Origin of the sequence: Clostridium chromiireducens (assembly GCF_003575225.1) — a bacterium.
Taxonomy (GTDB): domain Bacteria; phylum Bacillota; class Clostridia; order Clostridiales; family Clostridiaceae; genus Clostridium; species Clostridium chromiireducens.
The window spans coordinates 23,598-36,989 of sequence record NZ_QXDJ01000009.1 but is presented as its reverse complement, the minus strand read 5'-3'; the positions used below and the strand labels follow the sequence as shown (position 1 = coordinate 36,989).

The following is a 13,392-nucleotide window of genomic DNA, read 5'->3' as shown; positions in this document are numbered from 1 at the left end:
AGAGGTTATGAAGGAAATAGTATTAATTATAAGACCAGAAAAATTAGAAATTGTTAAAAGTATTTTAGATGAATATCACTGTGGTGGAATGACAATCTCAACTGCAATGGGATGCGGAACCCAGAGAGGATCTTTAGAGGGAGTAAATGAAATCAAAGGATTAAAAACAAATATTAATTTACTACCCAAAATCAAAGTTGAGGCAGTAGTAGAAGATAATATTTTGGAAGATATCTTTTTAGCCGTAATAGATAAAGTAGGTACTGGTAATGTTGGAGATGGTAAAATATTTGTTCGTAATATAGAACAAGTTGTTCGTATTAGAACAGGTGAAAGAGGAAGTAAGGCTTTATAATTATAAATATTTAAATGCAAAGGTGCATAAAGATATGAATATCTTTATGCACTTTTTTATATGAAATTATAATTTGAGTTTAATCAAGATATTTTAAAACTAAAAAATGAGATTTATTAAGAGGAGTGAGTTAAATGATTAAGGGAATATTAAAAAAATTTATAGTAAGCATAATGATGGGAACTGTGACTATAATGAGTTTAGCAGGCTGTGGTTCCAATACTCAATCAACTTCTGGCGGAAGTGCTGGTGGAAATTCTAGTAGTGGAAGCAAAGAATTAAATGTTATTTGCTGGTCGGAATATCTTCCAGATGAAGTGCTAAAGGGATTTGAAGAAAAGTACGGAGTTACCGTTAATATGACTACATTTACTGACCCAGATGAAATGCTAGCAAAGGTTAAGTCGGGGAGTAAAGGGACATACGATATGATTATTGGTCCAGCTCAAGATATCCAAATATTAAAATCTCAAGATTTAATTCAAAAATTAGATACAAGTAAAATAGAAAATTATAAAAATATTGATGAACAATATTTACATGAATCAAATGATCCAAAGAGTGAATATAGTATTCCTTATTTGGGTACAAGCATATTAATTGCAGTCAATACAGATAAAATTAAGGATGATATAAAATCATATAAGGATTTATTAAACCCTAAATATAAAGATACAATGGTTGTAGTTGAAGATGCTAGGCCAATTGTTGGTATTGGATTAATGACAAATGGATATAAGATAAATGATACAAGTGATGAAGGGTTAAAGAAAGCAGGAGACTTTTTAACACAACTAAAACCAAATATCCATGCATTTAACGGTGATAGTCCAAAGACATTATTATTAAATGGTGAGTGTTCATTAGGTCTTGTTTACGGCGGTGAATGTGCTTTAGCAGCTAAGGAAAATCCAGCAATTAAAGTGGTTTATCCAGAAGAGGGCATCTATTTCACATTTGATATGATGATGAAAGTAAATGAAGCAAAGAATGCTGAAAATGCAGATTTATTAATGAATTATATATTAGATCCAGAAGTAAGTGCTACTATTTCAAAGACGTTCCCATATGTAAATCCAAACAAAGCTGCTAAAGAAGTTTTAGGAGAAGAATTTAAAAATAACAATATTGTAAATATCTCAGAAGCAGAAATGAAAAAGAGCCAAGGTCTACAAGATATTGGAGAAAATGTATCAAAAATAACTGACTTATGGACCAAGTTTAAAGGATAGAAAGAAGAAAATAAGACTTTGGAGGGGATAAAATGTCTGAGGTTATCGTAAAAATAGACAATATAAATAAAAAATACGGAGATAATCATGTAGTTAGAGATCTATTTATTGATATAAAAAAAGGTGAATTTTTAACTATGCTTGGCCCCTCAGGTTGTGGTAAAACCACAACCTTGAGGATGATAGCAGGTTTTGAAACACCTACTAGCGGAAGCATTTATATTGAAGGTGAAGAGGTTCAAAACACTGAACCATATGAGAGAGAAGTAAATACAGTTTTTCAAAACTATGCACTATTTCCTCATATGACCATTTATGATAATTTGGCTTTTGGATTATCAGTTAAGAAAGTTAACAAAGCGGAAATTAAACAACGTGTTACAGAAATTCTTGAACTAGTGCAGTTGGTAGGCTTTGAAAATAGAAAACCAGATCAGTTATCAGGTGGGCAAAAACAAAGAGTTGCAATAGGAAGAGCGCTTATAAACAGACCAAAGGTGTTATTACTAGATGAACCTTTAGGAGCTCTAGATTTAAAATTAAGAAAGCAAATGCAATTTGAGTTGAAGCGTCTCCAGAAGAAGCTGGGAATCACTTTTATTTATGTTACTCATGATCAAGAGGAAGCGCTAACCATGAGCGATAGAATTGCAATTATGTATGGAGGGGACTTAGAGCAAATAGGAACACCAAAGGAAATATATGAAAAACCAAAATCTAAATTCGTAGCAGACTTTATTGGAGAATCAAATATTTTTTATGGAGTTGCCAATAAATTAGGGAATGATCTATTAAAAGTAAAATTAGAAAATGGAGATGCTATAGTACTAGACTCTCAAGTTATGGATAACGAAATAATTTATGTTTTAGTAAGACCGGAAAATATAAGGTTATCTAAAGAGCCGGTAGAGGGATTCACCCTTGTAGGGAAGGTAAAAGAACATGTTTATATTGGAAATGTGAACAAAACTATAATTGTGCTTCCAACAGGAATGGAGATAAAGATGAATACCACTCCAAAAGTGGAATTGCTACCAATAGGCTCAGAAGTATGTGTATATTGGGAAAAGGAAGATGCAGTAGTTATTAAATCACAAAGTCAAGAAGTATTTAATGTTATAGACAACCCTGTATTTACAGTAGAGAAGCAAGCAAAATAAGGAGGTGCTTAAATGAACAGTAAAAAGAAAATAAACCTGCCTCTTATAACCACAGTAGGTCCAGTTTCAGCATGGATGATTTTGCTAGTAGCTATTCCTTTTGTTTATGTATTTGCTATGAGTTTCATGAATAAAGGGGCTTATGGTGGTGTTGTTATTGGATTCACACTAAATAATTTTATGCAGGTATTTGATCCGTTATATTTGAAAGTTTTTGCAGGATCACTTTTGATTTCAGCTTTTGCGACTATAATTTGTATAATAGTTGCGTATCCATTTACGTATTTTATAGCTCAAAAAACAACTATAAAGAAGACTGTTTTTATGGCTATGGTAATAGTTCCTTTCTTAGTAAGTTCATTAATTAGACTTTTTGGATGGATTAACTTACTTCGTAAGGACGGTGTTGTCAATTCACTATTGTTAAAATTAGGATTAATTAATGAACCACTTCAATTAGTATACAATACAACGGGCGTTATGATAGGTCTAGTATATATGTTATTACCATTTATGATTCTACCATTATATAGCTCGATCGAGAAATTGGACAAATCTCTTTTGGAAGCTTGTAGCGATTTAGGAGCAAAACCTGTTACTTCGTTTATAAAAGTTACCTTACCTCTTACAATGCCAGGAATATTTGCAGGTAGTATTCTAGTATTTATCCCAGCATTAGGATATTTCTTTGTTACTGATTTACTTGGAGGAAGTAAAACTCAAGTAATTGGTAATATTATTAGAACTCAATTTATAACCGCTAGAAATTGGCCATTAGGTTCAGCGATTTCAATTTTCTTAATTGTAATTACCTTAATACTTGTGTGGTTATACCAAAAGTCAGGTGGTAATATGGATGATTTAGGAGGTATGTAAAATGACAAAGGCACAGAAAAAAAATATATCTGGAATATTAAAAAATACTTATATCTATCTTGTTTTCTTATTTTTATATCTTCCTATCTTTTATGTAATTATTTTTTCATTTAATACTTCAAAGTTAAATATTACTTTCGAAAGTTTCACTTTTCAGTGGTATGGGACTTTCTTTAAAAACAGAACTTTGATGGAGGCACTTACAAATACCTTGATCATTGGAATTATAAGTACTATTATTTCTACTATTATAGGAACTATTGGTGCAATAGGATTAAGTAAATATAGATTTAGAGGAAGAGAGGTAATAGATAAATTGCTATATATTCCTATAGTAATTCCAGAAGTAGTGCTTGGTATTGCATTACTTTCAATATATTCAGCTCTCAGCATTCCTTTAGGATTAATTAGTATTACTTTATCTCATATTACATTTAGTATTCCTTTTGTTGTAATAACAGTCAGAGCAAGACTTGCAGGATTTGATAAATATCTTGAGGAAGCAGCTATGGACTTAGGAGCAAATAGGATTGTAACTTTCTGGAGAGTAACACTTCCTCTTATAATGCCAGGAGTTTTATCTGGTGCCATGTTGGCATTTTCATTATCCATTGATGATGTTATTATTAGTTTCTTCACAGCGGGTCCAGGAAGTACAACACTTCCACTTAAGATTTTCTCAATGGTAAAGACCGGGGTAACACCAGAGGTAAATGCTTTATCAACAGTAATAATGGTTGTAACTATTATAATTATAGCTTTAAATACTGCATTTCAAGTTAAAAAATTAAAGGCTATTAAAGCATAGAACATTAGAAGTGCAAGAGAAGGTGGTTGATTATGGAATACGATGTTGTTGTTAAGAATGGAACCATAATAGATCCAAAGAGAAAAAAGAGTACTGTTGCTAATATTGGAATCTTAAATGGAAAAATAAGCAGTATAACAAGAGAAGAGATAAAAGGTAATGTTGAATTAGATGTAAGAGGAAAAATAGTATGTCCAGGTATCATAGATATTCATGCTCATGTAGAGGGGAATTTAGATTGCGCTAAGGTATTAGCGGCAATGGGAGTTACTACAGTATACAATGGTAATTGTGGAATGTCTCCAGAAAATATTAATGAATTCTATAAAAAATATGATAGTTTTTTAATCAATCAGATAGAACAGATTGGACATACTACTCTAAGAGAACAAGTTGGGGTTACTGATCGTTATAAATCATCTAGTGATGAAGAAATTAAAAAGATGAAGTTTATCCTTGAAGAAGCGTTTGATTTGGGAGTAAGTGGGCTGTCTTTTGGACTCGAGTATGTACCAGGAAGTTCATCAAAAGAAGTTTTAGAGTTAGCTAAAGTTGCAGCTAAATATGGAAAGCTAGTATCTATTCATACAAGATCAGATTGTTATGGAGGTCTTTCAGCTCTAAAAGAAGCTATTGATATAAGTAGAAAAACAGGAGCAGCTGTAAATATCTCTCATCTTACTTATCAGTTTGGGATGGGAATGGCAACAGAAGCACTTCATATGATTGATGAAGCTTTATCTGAAGGCTTAGATATATCAGTAGATAGTGGATTATATAGTGGATTTGCAACTTCTATTGGAAGTGCTGTTTTTGATGAAGGGTGTGTAGAGAAATGGGGCTGTGATTACAGCAGTATAATAGCTGGTACTGGTAAATATAGAGGTCAGAGATTAACCAAAGACATGTATGAAGAGCTTAGACGAGATTATCCTGATCACACTGGAATAGGAATGGTAGGTGAAGAATATGAAGTATTTGAAATCCTGGAAAAACCTTATGTAATGGTTTGTACAGATGCAGGGACATTATACGATAATGGAGTGCCAGGCCATCCTCAAGATGCAGGTACATACCCTAAGTTCTTTAAAACTATGGTGCGGGAGCAGAATAGAATTAATTTAATAGATGCTATCAGCCGTTGCACATATATACCGGCAAAACGATTAGGGTTAATAAATAAAGGGTTTATTGGAATTGGAGCTGATGCAGACCTTTTAATATTTGATGCGAAAATAATAGAAGATAAGGCAGATTATCCATGCTTTGGAGCCACAGATACAAGGCCGGAAGGTATTGAATATGTATTTGTAAATGGAGTCATGACGGTAAAAGGAAAAGAAGTATTGGATGTAAGTGCTGGAAAGACTATTAAAGATAAGTGTAATCTGTGGAATTGGGAGTAATAAAAATGTTGAGGTTAATACGGTTTACCATAATCATTCCTAAAAATATCAGAATATCTATTTTAAAGAATAGATATTCTGTACCATATATATTCTTCAGAATATGCGCAAGAAATCAGGCTTTATAAATATTTTATAAGACTTTGAAAGTGATTGTTAATAGAAATTAGTTTATAGAATCAATAGAAAAATATAATTTACAGTAAAAATGAGTTGAGTAATTTTATAATAATTGAGTGAGAGGAAGAGATGTTATGGAAATTAAAAAGATGTATATTAATGGTGAATGGATAGAATCTATTTCTAAAAGAACAAGAGATGTAATAAATCCGGCAAATGGGCAAGTGATTGCAAAAACAACAGAAGGCGGAATTGAGGATACTAAGCTGGCAATTGCAGCTGCAAAAGAATCTTTTTATGGAAAAGGTGAATGGAGGAGAATGAATGCACAAGCTCGTGCTGATATTCTTTTACAAATTGCAGACAAGATAGCAGAAAAAAGAGATAAATTATCTATGCTTGATACCATAGATAATGGAAAACCTCTTCGAGAGGCAGAAGGTGACATAGACGACGGAATTCATTGTTTTAGATATTATGCAGGGTTGATCACAAAACCATATGGAGGAGTTTATGATGTAAATGATGGATTTGGGCAAATGCACTCATACACAGTTCATGAACCAGTAGGAGTATGTGGACAAATCACTCCATGGAACTACCCATTTTTAATGGCAGTTTGGAAGTTAGCGCCAGCTATTGCGGCAGGAAACAGTGTCGTATTTAAACCTAGCTCAAACACTCCTTTATCAACAATTGCACTATTTGAAATATTTGATGAAATAGGACTTCCAAAGGGATCTGTTAATTTGGTATTAGGTTCAGGTGGAACTGTAGGCCAAGAAATAGCGGAAAGCAATGATGTAGATATGGTCACTTTTACAGGAAGCACAGAAGTGGGACAAGGCATTGCAAGAGCTGCTGTAGGAAACCTTAAAAAAGTTGGCCTAGAACTTGGGGGGAAATCACCAAATATTATTTTTGCAGATGCGGACTTTGAAGGAGCAGTTGAATGGGCTATGGTTGGTATATTCTTTAATCAGGGAGAAGTTTGCTCAGCAGGGTCACGTATTATTATTGAGGAATCAATTAAAGATAAATTTGTAGCGCGTCTTGCAGAAAAAGCAAATGCAATGACTATAGGTAATCCAGTAAATAATCCAGATATGGGACCATTAGTTTCAAAGGAACATATGGAAACAGTATTAAAATATATTGAGATAGGTAAGAATGAAGGTGCAACTCTAGTTTGTGGCGGAGAAAGATACACAGAAGGAGAATGTGTAGAAGGATATTACGTGAGACCAACTATATTTGATAACTGTACTTCAGATATGACAATTGTAAAAGAAGAAATCTTTGGACCAGTTGTAACAATTCAAACATTTAAAACAGAAGAGGAAGCTATAGCTTTAGCTAATGATACAATCTATGGTTTAGCAGGAGCTGTATTTACTTCAGACGGCACAAGAGCATTAAAAGTAATAAAAGAAATCCGTGCAGGAATCACATGGATTAATTGTTACAATCCAACCTTCAACGAAGCTCCTTGGGGAGGATATAAAATGAGTGGGTATGGCAGAGAATTAGGTATCCACGGTCTAGAAGAATACCAAGAAATAAAACAAATAAACATCAATCTAACACCAGGACCAATCGGCTGGTACGAACACTAAAATCGGTATAAAAATACTTTCAGTTGTATGACGCTTTAAGTTTACTTCTAAGCAACCGAAATTGAATATATGTGTTTACTCCAGTTCTTGGAAGAGTTTTCTGGATGATTCTAAGAATACAAGTTGTGCCCAAAATGCTAGCCTCAAAGGCAAGCTTTGAACTAGCATATTTGGAACAACTTATATTCTAAGAATCACAGCCAGCAAACTCTTCTGATGAACGCTCCGCAAAAACATATATTCAATTTCTTTGTTTGGTGTAAATTTTTAAAGGCAAAGCATATGTAGGCAAGTATTTATATATTTCCTAGGCATCAATAGTATTATTAATAGTTTCTTAATAATAAATGATTTGATGAGTAAAAGTTAATGAGAGTCTTTCAGTAATTTTTGATACTGCATAGCAAGAAGCTTGTAATTCTAAACACTTAAAGTGAAAGCAAAACAAAGAAATAGAATACATATATGTTCAGCGAAATTTTTCACAGTCCTGAGGAACATATATGTATTCTATTTCGGTTGTCTATTGCCTCACTTTAAGTATTCGGTCATTCTCTAAATTTTAACAAGTTCCATTTTGTAGACACATCGAATTTTCGGTATAAATTCTGGATGTGTTTTTTTAATGTATAGCCGCTTATACATAGTTTGTCCGCAATTTGGTCATTATCTAAATCCTCAAAAATCAGTTGCAGAACTTCTACTTCACGATTTGTTAAATTATATTGTGCTGCAAGATTAGCAATTGAGTAGGATTTGGTGGAAGAATTCTTTGAATCCTTTGTATAATATTCATAGAAACGAAGATTGAGATGATCACTAAATGCTTTTACAATGAACATTTCATCAGATGTAAAATCTTTATCTTCTTTTTTTCGATAAAGGGTAACTACACCTAAGAATAAATCATTATATACAAGATTTAATTGTATCGAATAATGAAAACCGAATGGTTCATAACATTTTTTATAAAGAACTGTCTTTATTCGTTCCTCTTCAGGCATCAAATCACTTTCGCGAATAAGTAAGCACTGACCGCTAAGCATAACCCAACGCGTGTAATCTTCATCTTCATTTAGTAGGTAGTTTTTCTCAGCTTCTGAATAGATTTCGGGCACGCAAATTGGGTCACAAAGTAAATTATTTGAGCTGGTATGATCGGCCATTAGGATACTTGAAGCAGTACTTGGAAGTAGCATTTTGAGCAGGTTTAAGAATGTTATTTTCATAGTATCGAAATCAGGAATGCTATAGATCTGATAAATTATATTATTTATTAAGAGAAATTCATTATTTTGCATATAAATACCTCTCTGTAATTACATATTAGTTACACTCCTTGAACAAATGCCAATAATACATGCATTATATCCTGTGTATTCACTAAAAACAGTGTATCATAATCCAGATTAATTGTACATATTTTCAATAATACTTAAATATTAGAAATGCTACATACTAAGGAAGAAAAAAGGTACTTATAAAGTAGTATGTATACTCCTAAAATAATGCAATAACCATACGTATAGAGAATTGTATTCGTTGACTAGTTTGATTTATAATAATATCAATAAAAGAAATAGATTAAATACAACGGCGTATTACTGATTTAATAATCAAGGTAATGCGCTGTTTTGTTTTAGAGAGGAAGTAATATTATGGGACACAAAGAACAAGTTATTGAAGATTTAAACAGAGTAATAGGATATATTAAAAGCAATGAGTTAACAAATGAGGATAAGGAACTAATTACGAAAGATACAGTAAATTATTTTGATAATTATGTAAGCCCAGGCTGGCTTAAATACAGAAAGTCAGTATCTACAAATGCAGCAGTTATAGAGTGGACTGATGAAGGATCTTATTGTACAGGATTATATGGAGAAAAGTTTATCGATTGTTTGGGTGGTTTTGGAATTTATACATGTGGACATAGAAATGAGGAAATTCTAGATGTTGTAAAGGCACAACTTGATCACCAAGCATTACACTCGCAAGAACTATTAGATCCATTAAGAGGATATCTTGCAAAGGCAGTTGCTGATATTACTCCTGAGGATTTAGAATACTGCTTTTTCACTAATGGAGGAGCGGAAGCAGTAGAAATGGCATTAAAACTTGCAAGAATAGCTACAGGTGGAAGATGGTATATTTCAACAGTAGGAGCTTTCCATGGCAAATCAATGGGAGCAGTTTCAATGGGAGGTAAGAGTACATATAGAGTACCTTACACACCAATGGTGCAACAAGTTCAACACGTTGAATATGGTAACGCAGAAGATATGAGAAAAGCTATAAAAAATCTTTATGCAGTAGGAGAAAAAGTCGCAGCTGTCATACTAGAACCAATACAAGGTGAAGCAGGAATTATTATTCCGCCAGAAGGATACTTACAAGAAGTTCGTGAAATATGTGATGAATATGGAGTAGCATTAATATTTGATGAAATTCAAACTGGTATGGGCAGAACAGGAACAATGTGGAGATGTGAAGCAGAAGGTGTAACACCTGATATTATGACTTTTGGTAAAGCGTTTGGTGGTGGAATAATGCCAATAACAGGAATTATATGCAGACCTAAAATGTGGACACAAGATTTAATAGATAATCCATGGTTATTAGGGTCACCAACTTTTGGCGGAAATCCAGTTTGTTGTTCAGCAGCACTTGCAACAATAAAATATATGCTAGAAAACGATGTTCCTGGACAATGTAAAGAAAAAGGAGAGTATCTAAAAGCAGGATTAGAAAGTTTATGGAAGAAGTATCCTACAGTAATTAATGAAGTAAGAGGTACTGGACTTATGCTAGCAGTAGAATTCTGCGAAAGTGATATAGGATACTCTGTTGCTAAAGGTCTGTTTAAAAGAGGAGTTATGACTGCAGGTACCTTAGTAAATGCTAAATGCATTCGTTTTGAACCAGCAGCAGTTATTTCCAAAGAGGATATGGATAATGTAATCGAGAGAATGGATATCGCATTGGAGGATACTAGAAAAGAGTTCAATATATAAGTATATATAATTAATGCTTAGAATTATGTGATGACTTACCGAAACAAGTGACATGTCACTTGTTTCTAGTATATTAGACACATGAGTCTGACATGTATTATCCTGATTATAAGTAAAATATTGGGTTGAGCTATCTATAGTATTTCTAATAATAAAGGAGGGTAAGTACTTTATGAAACAATTAATGTTAAATCCTACTATATATATGTATAATGATTGTAAAACTTTCTGCAGAGAATTTCGTGTTGGGAAGGATGATCTTATTATTACTAATAAAAGGGTTTATGATAATTATTTGAAGACTAATGTGAATAAAGCAGCTGTATTATTTAGAGAAAACTATGGGAGTGGAGAACCTTCTGATGAAATGGTTGAAGCTATGTATGAGCATATTAAAAGGATATCTTATGAAAGAGTTATAGCTATTGGAGGCGGATCTATTCTAGACATTGCAAAGTTATTTGCGTTAAAAAACATTTCACCAGTTGTAGATTTATATGATCATAAATTAGAAATTATAAAGGAAAAAGAACTGGTTTTGGTGCCAACCACATGTGGGACTGGTAGTGAGGTTACTAATATATCTATTTTAGAATTGAAAGATAAAAACACTAAAATGGGGCTTGCTACAGATGAACTATATGCTGATAGTGCCGTTATGGTGCCAGAGTTATTACAATGCCTGCCATTTGATGTATTTGCGACTAGCTCGATTGATTCATTCATTCATGCAATCGAATCATATCTATCTCCTAAAGCAACAGCGCATACAAGGCTTTTCTCATTAAAGTCTATGGAGATAATAATTAAAGGATATAAAAAAATTGTAGAAAAAGGAAAAGATGTGCGAAACGAGATGTTGGATGAATTCCTTCTAGCAAGTAATTACGCTGGCATTGCTTTTGGGAATGCTGGGTGCGGAGCGGTTCATGCATTGAGTTATCCTTTAAGCGCAGCATACCATGTGCCTCATGGAGAAGCAAATTATGTGATGTTCACAGAAATATTCAAAGTATATCAAAAAATGAATCCAGATGGAGAAATTGGAGAATTAAATAAGTTTTTGGCGAACTTATTAGAATGTTCAGAAGATGGAGTCTATGAACAGCTCGAATTCTTACTTGATAATTTAATTGTGAAGAAGTCACTAAGTGAATATGGAGTAAGTGAAAGGGAGCTGGAAGAATTTTCGGATAGTGTTATTGGGAAACAGCAAAGGCTAATGGCAAATAATTATATAAATCTAGATAAGGATCAAGTTTATCACATATATAAAAGTCTATATTAATAAAATTAAGTATATATAGGTGAAAAATTAAAAAGATGAATTCTAACTCCATAAATTCTATTATATAAAGGTAAAAACTTTGGATTTTTCGAAATTCATTTAATATATTAACTAAAAGAAAATTTTTGAAATTTAAAAGTTAAATATAAGTAAATAAGGAAAATATGCGGGGGTTATTTGCCTAAAGAGTGTGAAGTTTTAATAAATTCCATACTATAAATAGGTAAAGATCCCTCTAATTTGTTTTACCTAATTTTAATATAATCTTGACATAAATAAATAAAAATATTATTATTATGATATTGTGTTACGAATAAATTAAATTTTAATAAAGAAAAATCAAATATTGATAAATCATTAATGAGAAAAAATAACAAAGGAGTTATTAAACGTTTGAGTGTGTTTAATGACTCCATTAATATATTATATATTTTTGAAAAGTATGGAAGCGCTTTCCTTAAATTATGAAAAATATAATATTTCAGTTATAATTTTAAATGTCAATAGAAATATCTAAATACAACAAATTAATATAAATTAATTTAACAATATTAAAGTAAAGATAAAATTAAGAAGGAGAGGAATAAATGCTAAAATATATTGGAAAAAGATTTTTAGTAAGTCTGTTAACCATATGGGTTGTAATAACAGTAACATTTTTTCTAATGAGACTTATGCCAGGAGGGCCATTTGATGGAGACAAGCTAACACCGCAAGTTAAGGCAAATATGGCAGCAAAATATGGAACGGATAAACCTTTATTTGACCAATACACAATGTATCTAAATAATTTGGTACATGGGGATTTTGGTGAATCGATGGTTTTTGAAGGAAGAGGAGTAGCAGATACTATAGAAAAGTCATTTCCAGCATCTGCTGAGTTAGGTATAATAGCTGTAATTATGTCACTAATTGGAGGTATACTTCTAGGAACGCTTGCAGCGCTAAAGAGTGGAAGATGGCCGGATAGGGTTGTAGTATTTATTGCAACGCTTTGTATTACAATACCGAGCTTTGTAATTGGTGCGGTTTTAATTTATGTATTAGGTGTTGAGTTTCAATTACTACCTCCAACAGGATTTGGTGAATGGAAAAATGATATAATGCCTTGTATTGCATTATCAGCAGCATCTCTATCATTTATTACAAGACTTACAAGAAGTAAGTTAATAGATGTATTAAAGTCAGATTACATAAGAACCGCAAAAGCTAAAGGATTAAGTAAAAGTACAATTATATTTAAACATGCTTTAAGAAATTCGTTGATTCCAATAGTTACATATGTTGGACCATTAACAGCCTCTATATTAACTGGTGGATTCATAACTGAAAAGATTTTTGCCATTCCTGGACTTGGTAATGAATTTATACAATCAGTTACAAACAGAGATTATTCTATGTTGCTTGGAGTAACAGTATTCTATTGTACAATGTTAATATTTTTTACATTCTTTGTGGATATACTATATGTATTGATTGATCCAAGAATAAAATTACAAGATGCGGAAGTCTAGGGG

General features: G+C 32.3%; 11 protein-coding genes. 10 read left to right on the top strand and 1 reads right to left on the bottom strand.

Going from position 1 to position 13,392, the window contains the following annotated elements:
* Positions 1–7 precede the first annotated feature (7 nt).
* The 7 genes from D2A34_RS24500 to D2A34_RS24470 all read left to right on the top strand — a co-directional run bounded on the left by D2A34_RS24500 (position 8) and on the right by D2A34_RS24470 (position 7,573).
* Positions 8–355, top strand: a complete 348-nt coding sequence (locus D2A34_RS24500) for a P-II family nitrogen regulator (RefSeq protein ID WP_079438073.1) — start codon at positions 8–10, stop codon at positions 353–355.
* A gap of 134 nt (positions 356–489) precedes the next feature.
* Positions 490–1,587: a polyamine ABC transporter substrate-binding protein gene (locus tag D2A34_RS24495; protein WP_079438072.1), complete on the top strand. Its 1,098-nt coding sequence runs from the start codon at positions 490–492 to the stop codon at positions 1,585–1,587.
* A gap of 32 nt (positions 1,588–1,619) precedes the next feature.
* Positions 1,620–2,747, top strand: a complete 1,128-nt coding sequence (locus D2A34_RS24490; RefSeq protein WP_119368186.1) for an ABC transporter ATP-binding protein — start codon at positions 1,620–1,622, stop codon at positions 2,745–2,747.
* A gap of 12 nt (positions 2,748–2,759) precedes the next feature.
* Positions 2,760–3,623 carry an ABC transporter permease gene (locus tag D2A34_RS24485; protein ID WP_079438070.1) on the top strand — a complete coding sequence of 288 codons (864 nt, stop codon included), beginning with the start codon at positions 2,760–2,762 and terminating at the stop codon, positions 3,621–3,623.
* Between the two features lies 1 nt (position 3,624).
* Positions 3,625–4,431: an ABC transporter permease gene (locus D2A34_RS24480; RefSeq protein WP_119368185.1), complete on the top strand. Its 807-nt coding sequence runs from the start codon at positions 3,625–3,627 to the stop codon at positions 4,429–4,431.
* Positions 4,432–4,463: 32 nt separating this feature from the next.
* On the top strand, positions 4,464–5,837 hold the full coding sequence (locus tag D2A34_RS24475) for an amidohydrolase family protein (RefSeq protein WP_119368184.1): 1,374 nt from the start codon (positions 4,464–4,466) through the stop codon (positions 5,835–5,837).
* 254 nt (positions 5,838–6,091) lie between these two features.
* Positions 6,092–7,573 (top strand): aldehyde dehydrogenase family protein, encoded by a 1,482-nt coding sequence (locus tag D2A34_RS24470; protein ID WP_079438067.1) that lies wholly within the window; start codon positions 6,092–6,094, stop codon positions 7,571–7,573.
* 548 nt (positions 7,574–8,121) lie between these two features.
* On the opposite strand, the gene D2A34_RS24465 is transcribed toward D2A34_RS24470, so the two are convergent.
* A complete protein-coding gene (locus tag D2A34_RS24465; RefSeq protein ID WP_079438066.1) occupies positions 8,122–8,874 on the bottom strand; it encodes a helix-turn-helix transcriptional regulator in 753 nt (250 codons plus the stop codon).
* 357 nt (positions 8,875–9,231) lie between these two features.
* Between D2A34_RS24465 and D2A34_RS24460 the strand changes: the two genes are divergently transcribed.
* From D2A34_RS24460 to D2A34_RS24450, 3 genes are all read left to right on the top strand, one after another.
* Positions 9,232–10,587 (top strand): putrescine aminotransferase, encoded by a 1,356-nt coding sequence (locus D2A34_RS24460; RefSeq protein ID WP_119368183.1) that lies wholly within the window; start codon positions 9,232–9,234, stop codon positions 10,585–10,587.
* A 172-nt stretch (positions 10,588–10,759) separates the two neighbouring features.
* Positions 10,760–11,875: a 4-hydroxybutyrate dehydrogenase gene (locus D2A34_RS24455; RefSeq protein WP_119368182.1), complete on the top strand. Its 1,116-nt coding sequence runs from the start codon at positions 10,760–10,762 to the stop codon at positions 11,873–11,875.
* Between the two features lie 587 nt (positions 11,876–12,462).
* Positions 12,463–13,389, top strand: coding sequence for an ABC transporter permease (locus D2A34_RS24450; protein ID WP_079438063.1), 927 nt, complete (start codon positions 12,463–12,465; stop codon positions 13,387–13,389).
* Positions 13,390–13,392: the final 3 nt, after the last annotated feature.

Excerpts from the sequence above, each read along its gene's own strand:
- D2A34_RS24500 (WP_079438073.1), top strand. The coding sequence starts at position 8 with ATGAAGGAAATAGTATTAATTATAAGACCAGAAAAATTAGAAATTGTT.
- D2A34_RS24495 (WP_079438072.1), top strand. The coding sequence starts at position 490 with ATGATTAAGGGAATATTAAAAAAATTTATAGTAAGCATAATGATGGGA.
- D2A34_RS24490 (WP_119368186.1), top strand. The coding sequence starts at position 1,620 with ATGTCTGAGGTTATCGTAAAAATAGACAATATAAATAAAAAATACGGA.
- D2A34_RS24485 (WP_079438070.1), top strand. The coding sequence starts at position 2,760 with ATGAACAGTAAAAAGAAAATAAACCTGCCTCTTATAACCACAGTAGGT.
- D2A34_RS24480 (WP_119368185.1), top strand. The coding sequence starts at position 3,625 with ATGACAAAGGCACAGAAAAAAAATATATCTGGAATATTAAAAAATACT.
- D2A34_RS24475 (WP_119368184.1), top strand. The coding sequence starts at position 4,464 with ATGGAATACGATGTTGTTGTTAAGAATGGAACCATAATAGATCCAAAG.
- D2A34_RS24470 (WP_079438067.1), top strand. The coding sequence starts at position 6,092 with ATGGAAATTAAAAAGATGTATATTAATGGTGAATGGATAGAATCTATT.
- D2A34_RS24465 (WP_079438066.1), bottom strand. The coding sequence starts at position 8,874 with ATGCAAAATAATGAATTTCTCTTAATAAATAATATAATTTATCAGATC.
- D2A34_RS24460 (WP_119368183.1), top strand. The coding sequence starts at position 9,232 with ATGGGACACAAAGAACAAGTTATTGAAGATTTAAACAGAGTAATAGGA.
- D2A34_RS24455 (WP_119368182.1), top strand. The coding sequence starts at position 10,760 with ATGAAACAATTAATGTTAAATCCTACTATATATATGTATAATGATTGT.
- D2A34_RS24450 (WP_079438063.1), top strand. The coding sequence starts at position 12,463 with ATGCTAAAATATATTGGAAAAAGATTTTTAGTAAGTCTGTTAACCATA.